The sequence below is a fragment of the Nocardioides sp. F233 genome (assembly GCF_057813895.1).
This window is the reverse complement of sequence record NZ_JBVASH010000002.1, coordinates 572,320-595,092: the sequence shown is the minus strand read 5'-3', so window position 1 is coordinate 595,092 and position 22,773 is coordinate 572,320. Positions and strand designations below refer to the sequence as shown.

Below are 22,773 nucleotides of genomic sequence, written 5' to 3'. Positions count from 1 at the left end.
GCGCTCGCAGCTACTCGACGAACGCAGGGGCGAGGCGTCTCGATACGCCGCTCGCTGGCGCTCGCAGCTACTCGACGATCTCCCTATTCCGGGCGCGGGAACTGCGAGCGCATCGCGAGGTCCCAGCCGCGGTCGCCGAGCACCTTGCGGGCAGCCATCGCAGCGGGCGCCGAGACCGTCACCGTGTAGCGCGGCTTCGGCCGGTCCTTGGTGAGCGCCTTCTCGATCACCTTCGCCACCGCCTCGGGCGGGCCGCCGAAGCGGGCCATCGGGCCGGCGTACGCCTGTGAGGTGGAGGCCTGGACCTGGGCGTTGAAGGCGGCGTACGGGCCCTCGCCGGTCGGCATGCCGGCAGCGACGGCGGCCTCGAAGTTGGTGGTGATCAGGCCCGGCTCGACGAGCACGACCTTGATCCCGAAGCCGGAGACCTCGTAGCGCAGGGCGTCGGAGAGCGCCTCCACGGCGTACTTGCTGGCGTGGTAGGCGCCACCACCCGGGAAGGTGAGCTTGCCGCCCATCGAGCCGATGTTGACGATCCGGCCTGAGCGCTGGGCACGCATCGTCGGCAGGACCAGCTGGGTGAGCCGCAGGAGACCGAAGACGTTGGTCTCGAACTGGCGGCGGACGTCGTCGACGTCGAGGGACTCGAGGGCGCCGGACTGGGAGTAGCCGGCGTTGTTGACGAGGGCGTCGATCCGGCCGGTGGCCTCGGTGACGGCCACGACGGCGGCGGTCATGGAGGCCTCGTCGGTGACGTCGAGGGCAAGGGTGTGGCAGCCCGCGGCGGCGAGGTCAGCGAGCGTCTCGGGACGGCGGGCGGTGGCCCAGACGTCCCAGCCGGCGGCCGCGAGGCGGCTGGCCGTCGCGGCGCCGATCCCGGAGGAGCAGCCGGTGATGAGCACGGTCTTCATGACCGGATCATCGCAGGCTGCGGGCTCAGCCCTCGGTGATCCGGACCTGGATCTGCTGGATCTGGATCCGGACCCGCTCACGCAGCTCGGCCGGCGCGGTCTCGCCGCAGGAGCGGGCGACGACGGCCTTGACCGTGCGCTGGAGGTCGTAGCGCTCCAGACAGGGGCTGCACGAGTCGATGTGGGCCCGGACCACGGCACAGTCGCCGGCCTCGAGCTCGTTGTCGATCAGCCGCACGATGCGCTCGAGGAAGTCGGCACACTCGGCGTTGCTGGGGTCGTCCGACACGTGCACGTGCTCGTGGCCGGCACCGTGGGTGGGCTCGGACATCACTTGCCTCCCTCGAGGGGTGCGTCGCCGCCGGAGCGGACGTAGTCGGAGAGCATGTCGCGCAGCTGGCGCCGTCCGCGGTGGAGGCGGGACATCACGGTCCCGATGGGGGTGTCCATGATCTCGGCGATCTCCTTGTAGGCGAAGCCCTCGACATCGGCGAGGTAGACCGCGAGCCGGAACTCCTCGGGAAGCCGCTGCAGGGCGTCCTTCACCTGGCTGTCGGGGAGGTGCTCCAGCGCCTCCATCTCCGCCGACTTCAGCCCGCTCGACGTGTGCGACTCCGCACGCGCCAGCTGCCAGTCCTCGACGTCCCCCGTGTCGCCGGCGAGCGCCTGCTGCGGCTGGCGCTGCTTCTTGCGGTAGGAGTTGATGAAGGTGTTGGTCAGGATCCGGTACAGCCAGGCCTTCAGGTTGGTACCGGGCTTGAACTGGTGGAACGCGGAGAACGCCTTGGCGAAGGTCTCCTGGACCAGGTCCTCGGCATCGGCCGGGTTGCGGGTCATCCGCATCGCGGCACCGTAGAGCTGGTCGAGGAAGGGCAGGGCGTCACGCTCGAAGCGCGCGGCCCGCTCCTCAGGGGTCTCCGACGCGACGTCGACGATGTCCTCGGGGTGGGAGGCGTCGGCGTCCAGGGACGAAAGATCGGAAATCTCGGTCATCGCGTCCCAGACTACGGTGCTCCCGGTCCGGGAGCGCTCCAGCGTCGCGATCATGGAAGCCAGAACGCCTCAGGGACGAGCGGCATTCCCGACGACCTCGCGCACGATCCACTCCAGCGTCGACTCGACGACGATGCCCATCGCCTCGTCCTCGGTGAGCGCACCCCGCTTGGGCACGGCGAGGCCGTGGTCGGCTCCCGGCACCACGGCCAGGTCGGTGCGTCCCGGCAGCGGGTCGGGGAACTCCTCGGGGCGGCCGAACGGGTCCCGCTCCCCCTGCACGACCAGGGTCGGCACGCCGGCACCGGCGAGCTCGTCGAGGCGGGAGCGCTCCGGCTTGCCCGGCGGGTGCAGCGGGAACGACAGCGCCAGGCAGCCGGCGGCACCGAGCTCCTCGGCGGTCCGGCACGCCGAGCGCGCGCCGGCCGAGCGGCCGCCGACGACGAGCGGGGTGCGGACGCGGAGCGCCTTGACGGCCGCGCGGAGGCCGACGTCGAGGGTGGCGGGCGGGCTGGCGACCTTGCGGCCGGCCCGGCGCCAGGGCTGCTCGAAGCGGGCGACGGTGATCCCCTGTCCCGGCAGCTGGGCGGCCAGCGCCTCGAGGTCGCGGGCGTCGATGCCGCCGCCGGCGCCGTGGCTGACGAGCAGGGTGGCCAGCGGCTTGCGGGCGCGGCGCACGACGAGCCGGCCCTCGCCGTACGTCGTCTCGACGAGGCGCTCGTCGCTCACAGCAGGGTCCCCTGTGCGTCGTCGGGCTCGCCCTGCTCGTCCGCGAACGGGATCGGCTCGACGAGCTCGGGGCTGTTGTTGGCGACGTTGCCGACCGCCATCGACACGGGGTACGCCGTCAGGCCGGTCTGCTGCGCGGGCCGCAGCAGCTGCAGCAGGCCGGGCAGGTCGCCCGTCGGCGTGCGCGGGTCGAGCCACTCGTGGCGGCGCTCCGGCTCGACGAGCAGCGGCATCCGGTCGTGGATCCGGCCGAGGTCGTCGGTGGCCTCCGTGGTGAGGATCGTGCAGGTCCAGCGGAACCGGTCCTCGGCGTCCTCCGGCTTCGAGGGGTCGCGCCAGATCTCGTAGAGCCCGGCCATCGCCAGGCTCGCTCCGTCGCCGGGGGTGATGAAGAAGGGCTGCTTCTTGGGCTTCCCCTTCGCGGTCTTCTGCTGGGTCTCGTACCACTCGAAGTAGCCGTCGGCCGGCACGATGCAGCGGCGCGCGGCGAACGCCCTGCGGAAGGCGGGCTTCTCGGCCACCGTCTCCATCCGCGCGTTGATCATCCGGCTCCCGATGCTCGCGTCCTTGGCCCACGACGGAACCAGGCCCCAGCGCAGGGCACGGAGCTGGCGGGTCGGCTCGTCGGCCTGGTGACCGTCGGCGTCGCGCGAGGCCCGCTCCAGGACGACGTACACCTCGTCGGTGGGCGCGACGTTCCAGGACGGCGGGATCGCCCGTTCGAGGCGCGGGTCGAGCACCTCGAACTCCTCCGCGAGGTCCTCCGGGCTCCGGCTGGAGGCATAGCGGCCGCACATGGCCGTCAATCTATCGGTCTGGTCGGACAGCCCCGGGGTACCGAGAGGCCATGGCTCTGAGCAGACTGATCGCCCGACCGCTGCTGGCGTCGTACTTCCTCGCGAACGGCGTCCAGGACCTGCGCGAGGCGCCCGCCCTGGCCGCTCAGGCGGCGCCGGTGACCGAGGCCCTCGCACCGGCGCTGGACAACGCGACGCCCGAAAGCGTGGCGGTGCCGCGCGACCCCGTGCTGTGGGTGCGGGCCAGCGGCGCGGTGCAGGTCGTCGCCGGGCTGGCGCTCGCGACCGGCCACCTCCCGCGGCTATCCGCCGCCGTGCTCGGTGGGACCCTGGTGCCGTCGACGGCGGCGCGGTACCGGTTCTGGGAGGCCACCGACAAGGAGCAACGGCTCGAGCAGCTCACCCACTTCCTGAAGAACACCGCCCTCGCCGGCGGGCTGCTGATCGCGGCCCTCGACACGGCCGGTAGGCCGGGCGTGGCGTGGCGGGCCAGGCACGCCACGCACGACGCCCGCCGGGAGGCAGCGCTGGTGGGCGCCCGGGTGAGGGCTCGGGTTCACTAGACTTGCGCGGGAGATGACGACTCCCGCCACGTACGCCGACCCCTGGCCCGCGCCCACCACCACCGGGCGCCTCGACGCGACGGTGACGCTGCCGGGCAGCAAGTCGCTGACCAACCGGGCGCTGGTGCTCGCCGCGCTCGCGGACGGGCCGTCCGTCGTACGCCGGGCGCTGCGCTCGCGCGACACCCTGCTGATGACGCAGTCGCTGACCGCACTCGGCGCCGCGGTCGACACGTCGGGCGAGGACTGGACCGTGACGCCGCTCGACGGGTCGGTGCCCGGCGACCGGGCGGCCGTGGACTGCGGCCTGGCCGGGACCGTGATGAGGTTCGTGCCGCCGGCCGCCGGGCTGGTGCGCGGCGAGGTCGCGTTCGACGGCGACGAGCACATGCGCAAGCGGCCGGTCGGCGAGATCCTCACGGCGCTGCGGGGTCTCGGGATGGCCATCGACGACAGCGACGGCGCACTGCCGTTCACGGTGCACGGCACCGGTTCGGTGCCCGGTGGGACGGTCGTGATCGACGCGTCGGCGTCGTCGCAGTTCGTGTCGGCGCTGCTGCTCGCGGGTGCGCGGTTCGACGCCGGCGTCGACGTCCGCCACGACGGCAAGCCGATCCCCTCGCTCCCCCACATCGAGATGACCATCGCGATGCTGCGCGACCGAGGCGTCGTCGTCGACGACAGCGACGCGAACCGGTGGGCCGTGGCGCCCGGCCCGATCGCGGCGCACGACGAGGCGATCGAGCCCGACCTGTCCAACGCGGCGCCGTTCCTAGCCCTGGCAGCGGTCTCCGGTGGCTCGGTGGTCGTGCGCGACTGGCCGACGTCCACCACGCAGGCGGGCGACGCGCTGCGCGACCTGCTGGCGCGGATGGGCTGCACGGTCTCACGGGTGGCCGAGGGGCTGCAGGTCACCGGGCCGGCCGACGGCTGGCGCGGGCTGCAGGGTCTCGAGGCCGACCTGCACGACGTCGGCGAGCTCGCGCCCGCGATCGCCGCGCTCTGCGCGCTCGCCCAGACCCCGTCGCACCTCACCGGCATCGCCCACATCCGTGGCCACGAGACCGACCGGCTGGCGGCGCTGGCCCGCGAGCTGGGCGCGCTCGGCGCCGATGTCGACGAGCACCCGGACGGGCTGTCATTGCGTCCGGCGACGCTGTCGGGCGGGGTGTTCCACACCTACGCCGACCACCGGATGGCCCACGCCGGCGCCATCGTCGGCGCCGCGGTGCCCGGCGTCCTGGTCGAGAACGTCGCGACCACCAGCAAGACGTTCCCCGACTTCGCCGGCTTCTGGTCCGGGCTGTTCTGATGCCGCGGTACGACGAGCACGACGTCGAGCACTACGAGCGACCGCGTCGTCGTACCCGCCCCCGGACCAAGGAGCGCCCCGCCCACGAGGACGCCGTCGAGGGCCTCGTCGTCACCGTCGACCGCGGCCGGTTCACGCTGCTCATCGACGGCCGCACCGTGATGGCCATGAAGGCCCGCCCGCTGGGCCGCAAGGGTGTCGTCGTGGGCGACCGGGTGCGGGTGGTCGGCGACGTGTCCGGCGCCGACGGGTCGCTCGCGCGGATCGTCGAGGTGCTCGAGCGCAGCAGCACGCTGCGTCGGACGGCGGACGACGACGACCCGATCGAGCGCGTCATCGTCGCCAACGTCACCCAGCTCGTCGTCGTCACCGCCCTCGCCGACCCCGAGCCGCGGCCGCGGTGGATCGACCGCGCCCTGGTGGCGGCGTACGACGGCGGGATGGCGCCGCTGCTCTGCCTCACCAAGGCGGACCTGGAGGACCCTGAGACCCTGCTGGCGACGTACCGGTCGCTCGGGGTGCCGTGGGAGGTGACCCGCCGCGACGCCGACCGCACGATCATCGGCCTGGACGCGCTGCACGACCGGCTGCGCGGCGAGACCAGCGTGCTGATCGGGCACAGCGGCGTCGGGAAGTCGACACTCGTCAACGCGCTGGTCCCGGACGCCCGCCGCGAGACCGGGCACGTCAACGCGGTCACCGGTCAGGGTCGGCACACCTCGACGTCCGCGCTGATGCTGCCCCTCGCGGACGGCGACGGCTGGATCATCGACACCCCCGGCATCCGGTCCTTCGGGCTCGCGCACGTCCAGCCCGAGCACCTGATCGAGGCGTTCCCCGACCTCGACGAGATGACCGAGGACTGCCCACGCGGCTGCACCCACGGCGAGGACGAGCCGGAGTGCGGTCTCGACGAGGCGATCGCGGCCGGCGAGGCCGACGCGGAGCGGGTGGCGTCCTTCCGGCGGCTGCTCGCCGCACGGTCGGTCACCGACTACTGATCAACCGTTGAAGCCGCCCCAGACGGCCTTGGCGCCGGCGTCGCCGGTGAGGACGACCAGCACGAGGACCGCGACCGCCCCCACGGCCAGGGGCAGGCCGAGGAGCCAGCGCAGCGGGCCGTCCTTGGGGTGGAGCAGGCCGGAGACGAGCGCGACGGCACCGAACCCGATCGAGGTCCACAGCAGCGTGAGCGCGAGGGCGTGGTGGTGGTCGATCTTGCGGGTGATCTCCGAGGGCGGCGTCGAGAAGAACTCGTTGGCGTTGCGGAAGCTGTTGCCCGAGACGAACGCCAGCGCGACGGCACCGATCGCGACCAGGGCACCGGCCACCAGCGGCCAGCGCAGGCGGTCGCGCCAGGACGGCACGAGCGAGGCGAGGGCGAGGAGGGCGACGAGCGGCGCGAGCACCACGGCGGCGTGAACGGCGAGCGGGTGCAGCGGAAGGCCGTTGATCTCCATGGTTGAATCCTGCACGACCGCTGGTCGCCCGGAGGGCACGCCGCACGGCGCGGCGCACTAGGGTGCCCCTGTGGCTGCCCCCGACTACACCGACGACCTGCGTCTGGCGCACCTGCTCGCCGACGACGCGGACTCGCTCACCCAGGCCCGGTTCCGCGCACTCGACCTGCACGTGATGAGCAAGCCGGACCTGACGCCGGTGACCGATGCCGACCAGGCGGTCGAGGAGTCGATCCGTCGTACCCTCTCGAAGGCGCGCAGCCGCGACGCCGTCACCGGCGAGGAGCAGGGCACTTCCGGGCATTCCCAGCGGCGCTGGATCGTCGACCCGATCGACGGCACCAAGAACTACGTGCGCGGCGTGCCCGTGTGGGCCACGCTGATCTCGCTGGTCGTCGACGACGAGGTGGTCCTCGGTGTCGTGTCCGCCCCCGCCCTGCAGCGCCGCTGGTGGGCATCGGCCGGCCAGGGCGCCTGGACCGGCAAGTCGCTGATGAAGGCGACCGAGTGCCGCGTCTCCGACGTACGACGCCTCGAGGACGCCTCCTTCTCGTACTCCTCGATCAGCGGCTGGGAGGACCGCGGGCTCGGCGAGGACATGCTCGCGCTGATGCGCCGGGTCTGGCGGACCCGGGCCTACGGCGACTTCTGGTCCTACATGCTCCTCGCGGAGGGCGCCGTCGACATCGCAGCCGAGCCCGAGCTCGAGGTCTACGACATGGCCGCGCTCGACATCATCGTGCGCGAGGCCGGCGGCCGGTTCACCTCGCTGGAGGGCCGCGACGGCCCGTGGGGCGGCAACGCGCTGGCCAGCAACGGGCACCTCCACGAGGCCGCGCTGTCCTTCCTCGGCAGCGTCAGCGACCTCGAGGACGACCCCGACTGGCCACGCACCGGACCGGGCAGCGTGTCCGACCTGCGCTCCCACCGGCACCGCGTGTCGGACGAGAGCAGTGACGACGGGGATCACGCCGAGTAACCTGCGTCACATGCGCATCGCTGACGTGCTCCAGTCGAAGTCGCTTCGCGACGTGATCACCATCAGTCCCGAGGCCGGGGTCCGCGAGCTGCTCGCGCTGCTCTCGGAGCACAACATCGGTGCCGTGGTGGTGAGCACGGACGGCACCTCGCTCGACGGGATCGTGTCCGAGCGGGACGTCGTACGCCACCTGCACAGCGACGGCACGGTCATCAACAACGTGGTCTCCGCGATCATGACCACCGAGGTGAGCACCTGCTCCCCCGACGACGACCTCGACGCGGTCCTCGCGGTCATGACCGAGCGCCGGTTCCGCCACATCCCCGCCACCGACGGCGAGCGGGTGGTGGGCATCGTCAGCATCGGCGACCTGGTGAAGCACAAGATCGACCAGCTGCAGTTCGAGCGCGACCAGCTCGACAACTACGTGCACCAGTCCTGATCGCCGACCCGGCACAAACTGGCCCACAGAATCCGCCGACCCGGCACAAACTGGCTCGCAGAATCCGCTGACCCGGCACAAACTGGCTCGCAGAATCCGCTGACCCGGCAGAAAGTGGCTCGTGGACGAGCCACTTTCTGCCGGGTCAGCGCGATTCCGACGCTACTTTGCGCCGGGTCAGCGCAATTTCGGAGCTAGTTCCTGACGGGTCGCGCCTGCCGGACGACCTCGTCGACGGCGGCGAGGAACACCGGTCGCCAGCGCTGGACGTCGAAGACGACCGACGCGTGCCCGCCCGGGGTCTCGTGGACGGTCGCGCCGGGGATCGCGGCGGCCATCGCCCGCTGCCGTGAGGTCGGGATGGCGTGGTCGCGGCCGGTGACGACGACCGCGGTGGGTACGTCGATCTCCCCCAGCCAGGGCCGGGCGTCGAAGCCGCCGAGGGCGCCGAGCACCTCGGGCATCGCCCACGCGCTGGTGCTGCGGAACTCACCCCAGGCCCAGGTCGACATCTCCTCGCCGACGTGCCGGTCGTCGCCGAGGCTCGCTCGCACCTCCAGCACCCGCTCGCGGTAGTGGTCGCGGAACCGGTCGTTGGCCTTGTCGAGCGTCGGGTAGAACATCGCGTCGCCGCGGGTCTCGTTCCAGCAGGCGGCGGTCGAGGCGAGCACCAGGCCCGCGGTCCGCTCGGGGTGCCGGCGCCAGAACAGCTGGGCCAGGGCGCCTCCCATCGAGTAGCCGACGGCCACCACCGAGGCGATGCCGAGCTGGTCGAGGACGGCGGCGGCGTCGTCGACGCAGTCCTCGAGGGAGAACCGCTCGGAGACGATGCCGCGACCGTGCCAGCGCTGGTCGAGCATCACGACCCGGTGGGTCGCGGCGAGCTCGTCGAGGGTGCTGAACCAGGTGAGGTACGACGTCGTGGCCAGCCCGTGGAAGAGCAGCAGGGTGGGTGCACCGGGGTTCCCCGAAGGGGTGCCGGTGTCCACGACGAAGGCCTCGCCGCGCCCGGGCAGGTCGAGGAGGCGGCCGGCCGGGAGCTCGGGCAGCGCCGGGAACCGCTGGGTACGGCGGATGCCGGTCCTCACGCCGAGCACGGCCGCCTTGCCGCCGTAGCGCGCGGCGGTGAACGAGCCCTTCAGGGCATGGCGGGTCGCGGACTTCATCACACGGGTGGTCACGCAAGGTTCCTTCGGGGAGTCTCGGCGGGCGCGGCCGGCGGCTCGAGGTCGAGCTCGGCCAGCGCGGCGGGGAGGTACGACGCCAGCACGTGGACGTCGGGCAGCAGGTCGGGGCAGGCGAGGAGCGAGAAGTTCATCCGGTCGACGTACGACCAGACGGTGACGTTGAGGCCGATGCCGTCGACGAGCGGCCCCACGCTGAACAGGTCGGCGAGGCGGGCGCCGCCGACGGTGGCCGGCTCGCGCGGGCCGGGGACGTTGGAGACGATCGCGGAGAACGCCGCCGGGTGCCACGACGCCGCGTTCAGCCGCGAGTAGGCGCGCACGGCCGCCGCGAACGGGCGCGGCGGGGTGAACTGCGACCAGTCGGCGAGGATCGACGAACCGAGCTGGGCGTTGATCCGCTTGGCGTCGGCGGTGGTCGCGGCGATGGTCCGCAGCCGCTCGAGCGGGTCGTCGACGTCGGTGGCCAGGGTCGTGAACAGGTTGGAGACCCGGTTGCCCCCGAGCCGGGGTACGGCGTCCCGCTCGTCGGCGCTGACCGGGACACCGGCCAGCAGCGAGGACGCCGGCCGCTCGTCGTGGTCGGCCATCCAGCGGCGCAGGGCGCCGGAGGTGATGGCGAGGACGATGTCGTTGAGGGTGACGTCGAGGCCGGCGGCCTGGTGCTGGGCGCGGACCCGCTTCAGCTCGGCCAGCGGCAGGGTGACCGTGGCGAAGGAGCGCAGCGGCGTGAGGGCGCCGTTGAAGGACACCCGGGGCGCGTGCAGCACCGGCACCGGCGACTTCGCGCCGGCCCGCCGCTCGCGGACCACGCCGAGGATGCCGAGGAGGGTGCGCAGCAGCAGCGCAGGGATCGTGGTGATCTGCGCGGCCGCGTCGGCCCAGGCGTGCCGGATCAGGTTGAGCCTGCTGGGCAGCCTGTCGGTCGAGGCGTACTCCTCCTGGACCGCCTCGGGCGTGGCCGCGGAGCGCACGTCGGTGACGTTGGCGAGCAGCGCGTTGGCGGCGGCGCCGTCGGCGAGCGCGTGGTGCATCTTGCCGACGACGGCGACCCGGCCGCCCTCGAGGCCCTCGCAGTAGTGCAGCTCCCACAGCGGGCGGTCCCGGTGCAGCGGGGTGCTCGCGATCATGCCGATCAGCTGCTCCAGGTCGCGCATGCTGCCGTCGCCGCCGACCCGGTGCCGCCGGATGTGGTGCGGGACGTCGATCCGCGGCTGGGTCACCCAGACCGGGTGGTTGAGGCCGAAGGGCACCTCGACCACGCGGCGGCGCAGGGGCGGCAGCCGCTTGAGCCGGGACAGCATGCCGGCCACGAAGGCGTCGTACGTCAGCGCCTCGTCGGCCTCGAGCACGGCGATCTTGAGCGTGTGCATGTGGACCGACGGGGTCTCCATGTAGAGGAATCCCGCGTCGATACCTGTCATCCGCTCGATCGCCGGGCGGGTCATGACGCCACCCCCGGCAGGTCGCGGACCATGATCTTGCCCGACGCGTTGCGCGGCAGCGCGTCGAGGACGACGACCTCGCGCGGCACCTTGTAGCCCGCGAGCTGTGCCTTGACGTGTCCCTTGAGCTCGTCGGGCGTGGCCTCGCCCGAGAGCGCGACGTACGCCGCGAGCCGCTGGCCGAACGCCTCGTCGTCGACGCCGATCACCACGACCTCGCGCACGGCCGGGTGGGCGCCGAGGACCTTCTCGACCTCGATCGGGTACACGTTCTCGCCGCCGGACACGATCATGTCGTCGTCGCGGCCCACGACGTAGAGCCGTCCGGCGGCGTCGAGCCGGCCGACGTCGCCGCTGACCATGTAGCCGTCGACGAACTCCTTCGACGCGCCCGCGGTGTAGCCGTCGAACGGCGAGGCGCCGCGGACCAGGATCCGGCCGACCACGTCCAGGTCGACGTCGCGGCCGGCGTCGTCGACGACCCGGAGCTGGGTGCCGCGCACCGCCTTGCCCGCGGTGTCGGGGGCGTGGCGCAGGTCGGCGGGCTGGGCGACGCTGATCTGGCCGGCCTCCGTGGCGTTGTAGCTGTTGTGGACCAGGTCGCCGAAGCGGTCCATGAACGCGATCACCGACTGCGCCTTCATCCGCGAGCCGCTGGCCGACACGAAGCGCAGCGAGCGCAGCGAGTAGCGGTCCAGGGTGGCGGCCGGCAGGTCCATGATCCGTTCGAGCATGACGGGTACGACGCTGAGGCCGCTCGCCCTGTTGTCGTCGACGAGCGCGAGGGTCGCCTCGGGGTCGAACTTGCGGCGGGTGACGACCGTGCAGGTCATCGTCGCCGCGATGACCAACTGTCCGAAGCCCCACGCGTGGAACATCGGCGCCGCGACGACGACGGTCTCCTCACCGCGCCACGGGATCTTCTCCAGCATCCCGGCGAGCTCGTCCGCGCCGCCCCCAGAGCGGCGCGCACCCTTCGGGGTGCCGGTCGTGCCCGAGGTCAGCAGCACGACGCGGCCACGCTGGGCCGGCCTGGGCGGGACCTGGCCGGCGTGCGCCTCGATGAGGCCGTCGATGCTCAGGACCCCCGCGGGGACAGGGGAATCGGTCCAGCCGAGCACCTCGACCAGCCCGTCGACCCGGGCCCGGGCGTCGGCGACGACACCGGCGAACTCCTCGTCGTACAGGATGACCCGGGCGCCCTCCCGCTCCATCACGTCGGCCAGCTGCGGCCCGGAGAATCCGGTGTTGAGCAGCAGCGCGCTGGCACCCAGCCGCGAGCTGCCGATCAGGGCGTCCACGAAGCCGCGGTGGTTGCGGCACAGGATCGCGACGGTCTCGACCGGCCCGCCGGTGACGTCGAGCAGTCCGGCGGCGAGAGCAGCGGAGCGGTCCTGAAGGTCCTGCCAGGTCAGCGTGCCGCGGTCGTCGACGAGGGCCGGGCCGTGCGGGCGTCGTACGGCGGCCAGCGCGAAGCTGGTCGTGGCGTTGGTGCCCTGCTGGCGCAGGATCCGGACCAGCCGGAGGTACTTCGCCGGGCTCATCAGGACCAGCATCCGGCTGGTGACGAGCATCCTGAACGCCCACAGCTGGGTACGCAGCCCGGCGAGCACGGCGCTCATCCCAGCACCGGGAAGCGCCGCTCGCGGGCCATCTCGGCCAGCGCGTCCTCCATCCGGCCGCGGACGACCTGGTCGACCTCGACGAGGTCGGGCTCCGGCCCGAACTCCGCCTCGATGTCGATCGGGTCGAGCACCCTGGTGGTGATCTTGGTCGGCAGCGGCAGGTTGAGCGGCGCCGCCGCCAGGCCGAACGGGAAGCCGACGCCGATCGGGAACAGGTCGGTGCGCATCACCTTGCGCAGCGGCGAGCGCTTGCCGATCCACTCGCCGCGCGTGAGGAACAGCTGCGACTCCTGGCCGCCGATCGAGACGACCGGGACGATCGGGACGCCGGCGCGCAGCGCGGTGCGCAGGTAGCCGGTGCGGCCGTTGAAGTCGACGACCCTCGACTTCAGCGTCGGGCGGAAGGTGTCGTGGTCGCCACCCGGGAAGACGATCGTGACGCCGCCGTTGGTGAGGATCTCGTGGGCTGCCTCCCGGGTCGCGTTGACGAACCCGAACTTCCGCATGACCGGACCGGCGGCGCCGGTGAAGAGCATGTCGTGGGCCAGGCAGTACAGCGGCCGGTCGGCTCCGAACGCGTCGGCGAAGGCGACCGCGATGATCGGCACGTCCATCGGCGTCAGGCCGCCGGAGTGGTTGCCGACGATGAGAGCGCCACCGTCGGGAACCTTGTCCATGCCGCTCACGCTGGAGCGGAAGTAGCCCTTCATGGCCAGCTTGAGCAGCGGCAGCACCTTGGCGACGTACGCCGGGTCGCGGCCCGCGAGCGCGCTCACGACGCCGCTCCCGTGAGCCCCGCGAGCCCCGTCGCGACGCGCGACCAGGCGAACGGCTGCCAGTCGGCCGGGTCCTGACGGAGCCGGTCGACCACGACCGAGAGGACCAGCGGGTTGGCGACCATGCCGACGTGGCTGCTGACCACCTCGACGTTCTCGGCGGGCGGCCGGCCGTCGGCGCCGTCGTGCTCGTCCACGGTGCAGCCGCGCCACGGGACGATGCCGTCGGTCCTCGACCAGACCGCAGTCAGCGGCACGGGCACCGGGCGGCGGAGCTGGTCGACGATCTCGCGGGCGTTGGCGACGATGCCGTGCCTGACCTTGGACTTCTCGAACATCCCGGTGGCGCGGGTGCGCTCCCCCTCGGCCCGCCACGGCGAGCCGAGGCAGACCACCTGGCGGACCCGGTCGGGGTGCTCGTGGGCGAGCCAGCGCGCCAGCAGGCCGCCGAAGCTCCAGCCCACGACGCTGACCGGCTCGTCGTACTGGTCCGCGATCTCGGCGAAGCGCTGCGGCAGACCGGTGACGATCTTCTCGGTGAGGCCGTGGTTGCTGCCGAGGTTCCAGCCGTGGACGTCCCACCCGCGCTGGGCGAGGTGGCCGCGGAGCCGGCCGGTGAGCTTGTCGTTGGCCGAGAAGCCGGGCAGCACCAGCACCGGGCGGCCCCGGCCGAGGTCCCGCTCGCCGGGCAGCACGGGGCCGGTCGCGGTGCGGGCGAGGTCGACGAGGCGGGACGCGCCGTACTCCACCGTCCAGCGGGGCAGCTCGAGCAGCAGCAGCCCGCGGTGCGGTCCGCTGCCGCCGTCCGGCGCCGCGACGTCGTGGTCGTTGAAGTCGTACACGTTGCTCACCCCATGTAGAACACGTTCTATTTTCGAGAAGTATCCCCACAGGTGATGCCCAGAGCAAGGCTCCGCCCCCGGCCGGGACGGAGATCACAGGGCCGGTCCAGACCAGCTGGCCGGACCGCGGGCTACGGCGCGGACGCCAGCGGCGTGAGCGGGTTGCCGGACGGGATGGACGCGCAGGTGCTCGGCGCCGGGACGCCGGCGAAGCGGGCGTTGAGCCAGGCCATCGCCTCGGGCAGCCAGAACGGGACCGAGGTGAAGTGGCTGAGCGGGTACTCGCGGTGCACGACCGGGAGCCCGTCGGCGCAGTACTGCTTCGCGAGCGAGCGGACGTCGCCGGCGATCATCACGCCGTCACCGGGGCCGACGCTCCTGCTGCGCAGGGTGCCCTCGATCTCGCCGGCCGTGCCCTGGCCGATGAACATCGGGACGGTGGGCGTGGGCCGGGTGCCGAGGTTGAGCTGGTTGACCGTGTCGACGAAGACGGGGATCCGAGCGGGGTCGGCGTACTCCGGCTTGGTCATCTTCTTCCAGGTCAGGCCCGGGTAGGCGCCGAGAACCTGGGTGATGGACGCCTTCTGGAGCTTGGCGTAGACCTGCTTGCCGTAGTCGTTGAGGTACGGCGTCAGGTCGACGCCGAACGCGCGGGCGACGCCCACCACGGCCATCGGGATCACGCCGGCCCACACCATCGAGCCGTCGACGTAGCCGATGTTGGCCGAGGGACGCACCAGGACGCCGCCCTCGGCGGCACCGACCAGGCGCCGGTCGATGTCGGGGGCGTAGCTCGGCGCGAGGACCGAGGCCCAGTTGGTCGCGATCGCGCCGCCGGAGTAGCCGATCAGGCCGATCCGCGCGGTCGGTGCGATGCCGGTGCCGGGCGCCTTCAGCGCGGCCCGGAGCGAGTCGAGGGTGACCTGGCCGTACTCCGGCCCGGCGGCGAAGTCGGCGGTCGGGCCCTGGGTGTCGGCGACGACGATCGCGTAGCCCTGGAGCAGGAAGCCGGCGAACAGCGTCGTCTCGACGTGCGCAGCCATGACACCCGGGCTGAACACGCCGGAGTAGGCGCGGGACGGGCCGTCCTCGGGGTTGAGCGAGTCGTAGAACGACTGGTAGCCGATCACCTTGGCGGTGCGGCCGACGAGCGGCCGGACCACCGTCGTGACGCCGGCGACCGCCTCACCGCGCTGGTTGGTCGTGCGGAACAGGACCTGCACCAGCTGGAGCGGCAGCGGCAGCTTCGCGATCCGGTACGGCAGCGTGCGCGTCGCCAGGACCGTCCCCGGCGCAAGGTTCGCGAGCGGAGTGCTGCCGGCGTAGGTGAAGAAGGGGTCCGGTGTCGCCGCCGCCACCTGAGCCGCCGGTACGGCGACCGGTCGCGCCACCGACGAACCCGCGGGGGCGAGCGTCGCCACCGTTGCCATCACTGCCACCAGCGCAGCACCGAGGCGCACCCGCCCTCTGGAGATCCCCATGTCGGGATGGTTGTTGACAGTTCTGTCACTTGTCAATGGACCAAGTGACCGAATCGAGCTCGCCGGGGATCTCGGTCGCGCTCACGCCGCGAGCCGCGCGGTCAAGCCGACCATCGGCGTGCGCCCCTCGGGCAGACTCTGCCGAATGCGGTCGTCAGAGCTCTGCCACGTCATCGTCACATTCATCGAAGACAGGAACGGTCGGGCGCTCGTACGGCTGCCGAACGGCGCCAAGACGTCGGTGGACTACGGGGCACTGATTCCTCGAGGTGCGCGAGCGCACTTGGTTCCCGCTGAAGACGGCTCCTCGGCCCGAGTCCTTTGTATCGACGACGACTGGTCCGACGCGGCCGAGGACTACGTGGCTGCAGCGCAACTACTCCAGCGCCACGCCGAGGCGGACCACGCCTAGAGCTGCGGCCTTCCTGTCGCGCCGCGAACCGCACGGTCATGCCGATGATGCGGTCCGTACTAGGTCAGCGAGCGACAAGACGCGCGGGCGCCCGCGTTCAACAACTTGCGTTGAATTGACCGCAGGATGGCAATGCCCTCCGCGTCGGTGTACCCCCAGGTGTGGATGCTGTCGAGGCCGGAGCCGAAGACGTCACTGGCCCACACGAACTCGGTGGCGACAAGGGCACGCGTCCAGTCCATGCGCGACAGCCCCTGGCCCGTCCGCAGTGCCTCAGCAATACGCCGGGCCTGCACAGACAGGTCCGAAACGGACCCGAATCCCATGACCCTTGCGAGGTCGTCGGTTGGCGAGGCAGGACCGCCCCAATCCAGTAGGCCCCAGCGCAACATGGACCGTTCGTCGTCGCTCAGGTCCACTACCAACAGCTCGTGCACGCTCAGACCTTACGGCGGACCCGGCAGAGCGAGCGTCAGCTCGTGCCTCGATCTGTCCTTGCCGAGGGTCATGCGCTGGACGGCGCGGGTTTGGCCGCAAAGTCCTCAGACCACAGGAACTCATGAAAGGCGCCCATCGTCCGGCCCGTGAGTTTGGCCCCGTTGTCGCCGGAGACGCTGTGGCACGCTGGATGCGTGCTGGATGAAGTGATCGGCCGGCGCCTGCGGATCGTCGAGCGATTTGCTTGGCGTCCGGACGACGGCTCGCCCGTGAACCCTGACATCGGCTCGGTACATCTGTGGCTCGAGAATGGGCGAGGCGTGCACTTCGATGGGGCGAGCAATTGGACTCTCAAGTGGTCAGTTTCCGAGCCCGGTGATGACCGATGGATGGAGCAATATCGCTGCGCCTGTCACGGCCACTGGGTCATACGAGAGGCGTCTGACGAAGTGCCGTTCGTTGGGCTTGTGGGAACGCAGCTCTGTTCAGCCGCACCGGTCTTCAACGAGGCAGACGACATGGTCGGTGCAACCCTCGCATTTGAGGGCGGTCGCCTGACTCTCAGTCTTCGGGAGTGCGAAATCGACACATCGGGTCGGTGAGCGATCCGTCCGGACATGCCGCGCCGGGGTCAGCCATGCCGATGAGCAGACGCTGGTCAGGTCCACGTCTGCGGGACTACTCAGGCGCATGGTCGCTGTCACCGCCATAGAGGTCGATGGCAAGTTGGATGCCACGCGTCCCGAGCGCCGAGAGCGTCCCCGGCTCGATGGATACACCTTCGTTTCCGTACTCCATGAACCAGCCGCAGAACAGGTTGACGGTGTATTTGGCGCAGATCGCTGCCCAGACCGACTCGTCCGCTGTCAGACGGCCAAGGATCGTCGCGACCTGGGCGTCGAGGTCGGCTGGCGCGGTCTCGGGCGCTTGCAGGCTCCACAGTCCAAGGCGCGCGGTCCTCGTGACGCCGTGAGACCTGATCGTCTCGCCCTGGAACCAGCTTCGAGTCGGCTCACAGCCCAGTGAGGAGCTGATGTCGTGTGGGTTCAGCTCACCCTCACCGTCAGTGATCCGAAGGGTGGCCACCGCGCGAGAAAGCTGCACCATGCTCGGAGGGTAGCCAGCGACGGCCCACTGGTCTTCTTGTTTACCGGCCCGGCTCTGCCCCGAGCCGCACGGTCAGGCAGATGGAGGTGCGCGTAGTGCCACGACTCGAAAAGTCATCGGCTTCCGAGATGTCGCCCGACCACACGTACCACCCGCTCGTTTGACCGCTCGCAGGATGCCGGAGTCCATGAATCGGCCATTCCGCTGGCCTCGATATCGGACCGGGACGCGCCGAGGATCAGGTGCTGGGCCGTCCCTGAGTATGGCGGCGACCTGCGCGGATCTGCCGCAATCCAATCGGTCGCGGCAGCGCCCGCGCCACCACCCCCTAGAGAATGTTCGCGCTGATTGGCCACTCCGGGCATTGGCGATCGCATAGGTGAATAGGGACCCCCTGCGCGCTTGCCACGGTCTGATTACGGATGTTGACCGCAGAGAAGGTCCGCGTGCTGCTCGCGGCGCTCGGGCAGCCGGCCCCCGGCCGCGCCACCACCTCCGGACACGCCCAAGCCAGGTGGATCCCCGAGTCAGCGGCGGAAGATGCCGTTCGCTCCCCGCACGACGCGGCGACCGGCGGCGCGAACCCGGACCACCGGGCCGAGCCCGACGACCCAGCGCCCGGTACGGCGCGCCCGGCTCCCGATCCCCGAGCGGATCCGCTCGAGACCGGCCCGCCACGGCACCGAGGCCAGCGAGAACCGGGCCAGCAGCCGACGCCACCACGGCGTCGCCTTGCGGATCCGGCGAAGCGCGGTGTCGACGTCGGCCCAGTAGGCGTGTGCCTCCTCGGGGGTGGGCTCGCCGTCGCCGTACACGTGGCGGTCGGCGGTGTGGGCGAGCGTGACGACCGGCACGGCGTCGTACCGCTCCGCGACGGCGTAGGCGCTCTCGCGGCGGGTGGCGCCCGGCGTGGGCCGCACCCCGAGGTCGCGCACGCGGTCGGCGAGCTCGTGCCAGGCCCCGGTCAGGCGCAGCGTCGGGTCGTCGGCACGGCGGCGGCGACGCCGGCGCAGGAACTTGAACAGCAGCACCCCCCACAGCGGCGAGAGCAGCAGCGCGATCTTCGCGACGTCGAGGACGATGCCGAGGATGGTGCCGAGCACCGCGAGCACGTCGAGCTCCTTGCGGTGGCCGTCGCCCTGCTGGAGGTTGTCGCTGGCCTCCTTCGGCTCGCCCGGCACGCGCGGCGGCTGCAGGACCTGGGGCTGCGGGTCCTCGTTGGGGTCGTCATTGGGCTTGCGGAGCTTGTGGTCCTCCGGCGGGGTCGGGTCGAACGGCACCCAGCCGGCGCCGGCGAGCTTGACCTCGGTCCAGGCACTGATGTCCTGTCCGCGCACGTCGTCGCCGCCCGGCGGCACCTTGAACCCCAGGACCACCCGGATCGGGAGCCCCATCTGCTGACCGATGACGGCCATGGCCGCGGCGTACTGCTCGGCGTCGCCGACGGGCGTCGCGGTCTTGGTGAGCTCAGCCAGGCGACTCGCGCCGTGCCCGGCCGGTACGTCGTCGTCGATGCCGTCGGAGTAGAAGCCGTGCTCGCGGAAGGCGTCGCGCAGGAACAGGGCCAGCTCGCCGCCCGAGCCGCCACCGAACTTGTCGTCGACCTGCCAGCGCTGCACCCGGTCGCTCAGCTCCTCCGGCACGATCCTGGGCGCCGGCAGGGAGACCGACGCGTCGGCGGCGAGGACCGCGATCTCCTCGTCGACCAGCGGCGGCGGGGTCACCGCCTCGACCTCGAACGTGGTGCCGGCCTCGACGCCGCCGATCTGTGCGACGGTGCCGGTCTCGCGGTTGATGACCAGCTCGGCGGCGGCCGCGTCATCGGTGCGGCCGTCCTTGACCGGGGTCATGGACAGGGTGTCGCCGACGCTGGGCACCCACACGCCGGTGTAGCCGGTGACCGTGATGGAGCCACGGGTCGTGGCCTTGGCCTCGGCGTCGGGGTCGTTGCGCATCCGCCGGAAGGTGCCGGAGTCGTGGGCGCTGTCGGGGCCGCCGGAGACGTTCCACACGATGCCGTCGTAGGTGTCCATCACGGCCAGCCGGACGCGGGTGCCGCTGTCCAGGTCGTTGACGGAGAACAGCGAGGTCTCCGTGCGCAGCGGTTCCTTCTTGTACGCGCGGAACTTCGACAGCGGGCTCGGGTAGTCGTGGGGGTCGAACGGCGGGTCGACGTGGTCGCGGAGCACGACCCGGTTGGCATCGGGGTCGGCGAGGGCACCCAGTCCACTCGCCGCTCCCCCGGCCACACCGACGACGACGAGGGTGGCGAGCACCCGGCGACCCCACCGCGCCCGGACATGACGCATCGAGCGCCACCGCAGCCACACGAGGCCGACGACGGCACCGACCAGGCCGCGGGTCAGCGCCGCCGGCGCAGCCACGTCGCCGAACGCGGCGGACAGCACCAGGACCAGGGCCAGGACGACGCCCGCCAGGCCGGGCCACCGGGAGCGCCACAGCAGCACGCCGGCAGCGAGTCCCCCGACCAGTCCGGTGACGAGCGGGACGATGAGCACGACGCCGGTCTCGGTGAGCGGCACGGGCAGGGTCAGCGACTCACGCCACGACTGCACCAGCCCGATGACGAGGTCGTGCAGCGAGTCGGCCGTCGGCACGAATCCGTTGCTGGTGCGGTTGGGCACCGCCACCGCGGACCCGACCAGCAGGTAGGCGACGGCCGCCCCGAGCGCGGTCAGCCAGGGACCCAGCCGCCACCGGGCGCTGGCCCAGGCGATGGCGACGCCGAGGGCCAGGCCGACGACGACGGCGACCAGCCAGCGGTTGCCGGTCCAGGCCTGGCCCAGCGGCCAGGCGCACAGGACGCCGAGCCCGACGACGAGGACGGCGTCGATCACCGTCAGCCACCACGCCGGCAGCGCGCCTCGGCCGCGGCGCCGCTGCGGGACGATCATCACGGGCCCGCTCCGGCTGGCGGAACGACTGCTGCCGCGGACGGGCGGCGGAACGGGGGCGCCGGTCGGGTGGCTCATGCCGACACCCGTCGTACGGCGACGCCGAGCTCCTCGAGGCGGCCCACCGTGGCGACGCCCAGGTCACCGAGCCAGCGCACCGACGGCTCCTCACCGACCAGGCAGCGCACGGCGATCACCCGGGTGTCGACGGGGAGGTACTGCCGGGCGCGGCGCAGGTCGGTGATCGACACCCCGGACCCGATGCACAGCACCATCACGCTGGCGGCGAGCTCGTCACCGCTGAGGTGGCGGGCGACGTCGACGAGCCGGCTCGCCTGCCAGTCGTAGCTCAACCCGGAGAGGCCGTCGAGGAACCGCTGGGCGCTGGCGGCGGGCAGCGAGCCGTGGGACGAGGCGGCGCTGAGCTGCTGGCCGTCGGCGAGTGCCTGGGTGCCGAGCGAGCCGGCGACCGAGATGGCCAGCTCGAACTGGTCGTCGCTGGCGTAGTCCTCGAGCCGGGAGCTCACCATCGTCAGCAGGTGGGAGCGCCGGGTCTCCTCGAACTGGCGGACCATGAGGGTGCCGGTCTTGGCACTGGACTTCCAGTGGATGTGGCGACGGTCGTCGCCGGACACGTAGCCGCGCAGGGCGTGGAAGGACACGTCGTTGTCGGACACCTTCGGCACCGTGCGGCCCTCGAGGTCGCGGACCAGGCCGGCCGCGGAGCCGTCGACGCGCAGCGTCTTGGGGTGGACGTAGAGGGTGTCCATCTCGCTGAGGTGCCGCTCACGGCGCAGCAGCCCGAGCGGATCGGAGCGCACGGCCGTCACCGGGCCGACGTCGAGCACCGCGCGGTGCGCGGTGGGCACGGCGAACAGCTCCTCGTGCTCGGCACCGGGCGCGAGGCCCGGGAGCTCGAAGGCGGCCCGGCCGGCGCCGACGGGGAACTCCACGACCAGCGAGCGCGAACGACGTCCGCTCGGGTTGGCCACGGTGAGGTACCCGTTGGCCCGCTCCCCCACGATCACCCGGTCCCGGGCGAGGTCGAGCCGGGCCAGCAGCGGCAGCCGACCGACCACGAACGCCACGGCGAGCAGCAGCACCAGGGCCAGGAAGGCCCCGGCGACGACCAGCTCGCGCCAGTGCAGCATCGGACCGGCGACCAGCAGCGCGATCGCCAGCACGGCGACCACCCAGCCGGCGGGCGTGACCGCCTGCGTGACCGGCGCGACCACGCCACGGACCCGCTGCGTGCGCTCGGCGATGCCGTCGCGCAACCGGCCGCCCAGCGCCTGGCGGCGCCGGGACAGGTCGGTGAGCGTATGGCGGACGCCGGCCGCCCAGGAACGGGGACCGGTCATGAACGGGCGGGCTCCAGCGGGACCGACACGCGCTCGAGCACCCGGCGCACGACGTCCTCGGTCGTCGTACCGCGGAAGTCCTCCTCGGGGTCGAGGACCATCCGGTGCGCCAGGACCGGCACGGCGAGGGACTTCACGTCGTCGGGCACGACGTAGCTGCGGCCGTAGGACAGCGCCTGGGCGCGGGCGGCGCGGACCAGCGCGAGGCCGGCGCGAACACTGGTGCCGAGCACGACCTCGGAGGCCTCGCGGGTGCCCTCGGTGAGGCTCGAGACGTACTCGTAGATGGTCGACTCGACGTGGACCTGCTGGGCGAGCCGGATCAGGTGGAGCACGTTGTCGCCGCTGATGATCGGGCGGAGCACGGTGGCCGCCTTGCCCTTCGGGGCAGTGGCGAGGATCTGGACGGTGCTCGCATGGTCGGGGTAGCCGAGGGACGTCTTGATCAGGAACCGGTCGAGCTGGGCCTCGGGCAGCCGATAGGTGCCGGCCTGCTCGATCGGGTTCTGGGTGGCGATGACCATGAACGGCTGGCCGACCTGGTGGGTCACGCCGTCGACGGTGACCTGGTTCTCCTCCATCACCTCCAGCAGCGCCGACTGGGTCTTGGGCGAGGCCCGGTTGATCTCGTCGGCCAGCACCACGTTCGAGAAGATCGGCCCCTGGTGGAACTCGAACTGCTGGGAGCGCTGGTCGAAGATCGTGACCCCGGTGACGTCGCTGGGCAGCAGGTCCGGCGTGAACTGGATCCGGTGGTGGTCACCCTGGATGGTCTGGGCGATGGCTCGCGCGAGCGAGGTCTTGCCCGTGCCGGGATAGTCCTCGAGGAGCAGGTGCCCCTCGGCGAGCAGCGAGACGAACGCCAGCCGGACGACCTCGGTCTTGCCGACGATCGCCTGCTCGACGTTGGCGACGAGCTGGGCGAAGGTCTGCGAGAACCACTCGGTCTCTTCGGTGGTGAGCGACATGGTGTCCTTTCAGGCTGCTGGTGAGATGGAGGC

Annotated in this window: 24 protein-coding genes; 6 read left to right on the top strand and 18 right to left on the bottom strand. The window is 71.9% G+C overall.

What is annotated here, in order from left to right; translation table 11 throughout:
- Positions 1-83 precede the first annotated feature (83 nt).
- From ACZYRU_RS09240 to ACZYRU_RS09220, 5 genes are all read right to left on the bottom strand, one after another.
- Positions 84-911, bottom strand: a complete 828-nt coding sequence (locus tag ACZYRU_RS09240) for an oxidoreductase (RefSeq protein WP_488956793.1) — start codon at positions 909-911, stop codon at positions 84-86.
- Positions 912-936: 25 nt separating this feature from the next.
- Complete coding sequence (rsrA, locus tag ACZYRU_RS09235) at positions 937-1,242, bottom strand: mycothiol system anti-sigma-R factor (RefSeq protein WP_488956792.1); 306 nt, start codon at positions 1,240-1,242, stop codon at positions 937-939.
- Positions 1,242-1,904 carry a sigma-70 family RNA polymerase sigma factor gene (locus ACZYRU_RS09230; RefSeq protein WP_379145775.1) on the bottom strand — a complete coding sequence of 221 codons (663 nt, stop codon included), beginning with the start codon at positions 1,902-1,904 and terminating at the stop codon, positions 1,242-1,244. Before ACZYRU_RS09230 ends, rsrA begins: the two co-directional genes overlap by 1 nt.
- Before the next feature lie 69 nt (positions 1,905-1,973).
- Positions 1,974-2,633, bottom strand: coding sequence for an alpha/beta hydrolase family protein (locus tag ACZYRU_RS09225; RefSeq protein ID WP_488956791.1), 660 nt, complete (start codon positions 2,631-2,633; stop codon positions 1,974-1,976).
- Positions 2,630-3,430 carry an SOS response-associated peptidase gene (locus tag ACZYRU_RS09220; RefSeq protein ID WP_488956790.1) on the bottom strand — a complete coding sequence of 267 codons (801 nt, stop codon included), beginning with the start codon at positions 3,428-3,430 and terminating at the stop codon, positions 2,630-2,632. Before ACZYRU_RS09220 ends, ACZYRU_RS09225 begins: the two co-directional genes overlap by 4 nt.
- Before the next feature lie 50 nt (positions 3,431-3,480).
- Between ACZYRU_RS09220 and ACZYRU_RS09215 the strand changes: the two genes are divergently transcribed.
- The 3 genes from ACZYRU_RS09215 to rsgA are packed head-to-tail and all read left to right on the top strand — an operon-like array spanning position 3,481 to position 6,306.
- A complete protein-coding gene (locus ACZYRU_RS09215; RefSeq protein ID WP_488956789.1) occupies positions 3,481-3,993 on the top strand; it encodes a DoxX family protein in 513 nt (170 codons plus the stop codon).
- A gap of 13 nt (positions 3,994-4,006) precedes the next feature.
- Positions 4,007-5,305 (top strand): 3-phosphoshikimate 1-carboxyvinyltransferase, encoded by a 1,299-nt coding sequence (aroA, locus tag ACZYRU_RS09210; RefSeq protein ID WP_488956788.1) that lies wholly within the window; start codon positions 4,007-4,009, stop codon positions 5,303-5,305.
- Entirely contained in the window at positions 5,305-6,306 is a 1,002-nt protein-coding gene (rsgA, locus tag ACZYRU_RS09205; RefSeq protein WP_488956787.1) for a ribosome small subunit-dependent GTPase A, read from the top strand. The genes aroA and rsgA overlap by 1 nt, the downstream gene beginning before the upstream one ends.
- On the opposite strand, the gene ACZYRU_RS09200 is transcribed toward rsgA, so the two are convergent.
- Entirely contained in the window at positions 6,307-6,765 is a 459-nt protein-coding gene (locus ACZYRU_RS09200; RefSeq protein WP_488956786.1) for a DUF2231 domain-containing protein, read from the bottom strand. It lies immediately after the preceding gene.
- 70 nt (positions 6,766-6,835) lie between these two features.
- On the opposite strand from ACZYRU_RS09200, the gene hisN reads away from it, so the two are divergent.
- Both hisN and ACZYRU_RS09190 read left to right on the top strand, forming a co-directional pair.
- Positions 6,836-7,744: a histidinol-phosphatase gene (gene hisN / locus ACZYRU_RS09195; RefSeq protein WP_488956785.1), complete on the top strand. Its 909-nt coding sequence runs from the start codon at positions 6,836-6,838 to the stop codon at positions 7,742-7,744.
- Positions 7,745-7,754: 10 nt separating this feature from the next.
- Positions 7,755-8,186, top strand: coding sequence for a CBS domain-containing protein (locus ACZYRU_RS09190; RefSeq protein ID WP_488956784.1), 432 nt, complete (start codon positions 7,755-7,757; stop codon positions 8,184-8,186).
- A 194-nt stretch (positions 8,187-8,380) separates the two neighbouring features.
- Here the strand turns inward: ACZYRU_RS09190 and ACZYRU_RS09185 are convergent, their stop codons facing one another.
- The 7 genes from ACZYRU_RS09185 to ACZYRU_RS09155 all read right to left on the bottom strand — a co-directional run bounded on the left by ACZYRU_RS09185 (position 8,381) and on the right by ACZYRU_RS09155 (position 16,388).
- Complete coding sequence (locus ACZYRU_RS09185; RefSeq protein WP_488956783.1) at positions 8,381-9,367, bottom strand: alpha/beta fold hydrolase; 987 nt, start codon at positions 9,365-9,367, stop codon at positions 8,381-8,383.
- Complete coding sequence (locus ACZYRU_RS09180; protein WP_488956782.1) at positions 9,364-10,818, bottom strand: WS/DGAT/MGAT family O-acyltransferase; 1,455 nt, start codon at positions 10,816-10,818, stop codon at positions 9,364-9,366. The genes ACZYRU_RS09185 and ACZYRU_RS09180 overlap by 4 nt, the downstream gene beginning before the upstream one ends.
- On the bottom strand, positions 10,815-12,437 hold the full coding sequence (locus tag ACZYRU_RS09175; RefSeq protein WP_488956781.1) for an AMP-binding protein: 1,623 nt from the start codon (positions 12,435-12,437) through the stop codon (positions 10,815-10,817). The genes ACZYRU_RS09180 and ACZYRU_RS09175 overlap by 4 nt, the downstream gene beginning before the upstream one ends.
- On the bottom strand, positions 12,434-13,216 hold the full coding sequence (locus tag ACZYRU_RS09170; protein ID WP_488956780.1) for a lysophospholipid acyltransferase family protein: 783 nt from the start codon (positions 13,214-13,216) through the stop codon (positions 12,434-12,436). The genes ACZYRU_RS09175 and ACZYRU_RS09170 overlap by 4 nt, the downstream gene beginning before the upstream one ends.
- Complete coding sequence (locus tag ACZYRU_RS09165; RefSeq protein WP_488956779.1) at positions 13,213-14,067, bottom strand: esterase/lipase family protein; 855 nt, start codon at positions 14,065-14,067, stop codon at positions 13,213-13,215. Before ACZYRU_RS09165 ends, ACZYRU_RS09170 begins: the two co-directional genes overlap by 4 nt.
- Before the next feature lie 122 nt (positions 14,068-14,189).
- Positions 14,190-15,539 carry a lipase family protein gene (locus ACZYRU_RS09160; RefSeq protein ID WP_488956778.1) on the bottom strand — a complete coding sequence of 450 codons (1,350 nt, stop codon included), beginning with the start codon at positions 15,537-15,539 and terminating at the stop codon, positions 14,190-14,192.
- A 471-nt stretch (positions 15,540-16,010) separates the two neighbouring features.
- The gene (locus ACZYRU_RS09155) at positions 16,011-16,388 is read right to left on the bottom strand and encodes a hypothetical protein (protein WP_488956777.1); all 378 of its coding nucleotides are present in this window, start codon (positions 16,386-16,388) and stop codon (positions 16,011-16,013) included.
- A gap of 195 nt (positions 16,389-16,583) precedes the next feature.
- Between ACZYRU_RS09155 and ACZYRU_RS09150 the strand changes: the two genes are divergently transcribed.
- Positions 16,584-16,991 carry a hypothetical protein gene (locus ACZYRU_RS09150; RefSeq protein ID WP_488956776.1) on the top strand — a complete coding sequence of 136 codons (408 nt, stop codon included), beginning with the start codon at positions 16,584-16,586 and terminating at the stop codon, positions 16,989-16,991.
- Positions 16,992-17,067: 76 nt separating this feature from the next.
- On the opposite strand, the gene ACZYRU_RS09145 is transcribed toward ACZYRU_RS09150, so the two are convergent.
- The 5 genes from ACZYRU_RS09145 to ACZYRU_RS09125 form a co-directional block, all read right to left on the bottom strand.
- A complete protein-coding gene (locus ACZYRU_RS09145; protein WP_488956775.1) occupies positions 17,068-17,496 on the bottom strand; it encodes a DUF4279 domain-containing protein in 429 nt (142 codons plus the stop codon).
- A 40-nt stretch (positions 17,497-17,536) separates the two neighbouring features.
- Positions 17,537-17,689, bottom strand: coding sequence for an immunity protein Imm33 domain-containing protein (locus ACZYRU_RS09140; RefSeq protein WP_488957192.1), 153 nt, complete (start codon positions 17,687-17,689; stop codon positions 17,537-17,539).
- 334 nt (positions 17,690-18,023) lie between these two features.
- Positions 18,024-20,489 carry a DUF4129 domain-containing transglutaminase family protein gene (locus ACZYRU_RS09135; protein ID WP_488956774.1) on the bottom strand — a complete coding sequence of 822 codons (2,466 nt, stop codon included), beginning with the start codon at positions 20,487-20,489 and terminating at the stop codon, positions 18,024-18,026.
- Positions 20,486-21,772 (bottom strand): DUF58 domain-containing protein, encoded by a 1,287-nt coding sequence (locus ACZYRU_RS09130; protein WP_488956773.1) that lies wholly within the window; start codon positions 21,770-21,772, stop codon positions 20,486-20,488. Before ACZYRU_RS09130 ends, ACZYRU_RS09135 begins: the two co-directional genes overlap by 4 nt.
- On the bottom strand, positions 21,769-22,740 hold the full coding sequence (locus ACZYRU_RS09125) for an AAA family ATPase (RefSeq protein ID WP_488956772.1): 972 nt from the start codon (positions 22,738-22,740) through the stop codon (positions 21,769-21,771). The genes ACZYRU_RS09130 and ACZYRU_RS09125 overlap by 4 nt, the downstream gene beginning before the upstream one ends.
- Positions 22,741-22,773 lie beyond the last annotated feature (33 nt).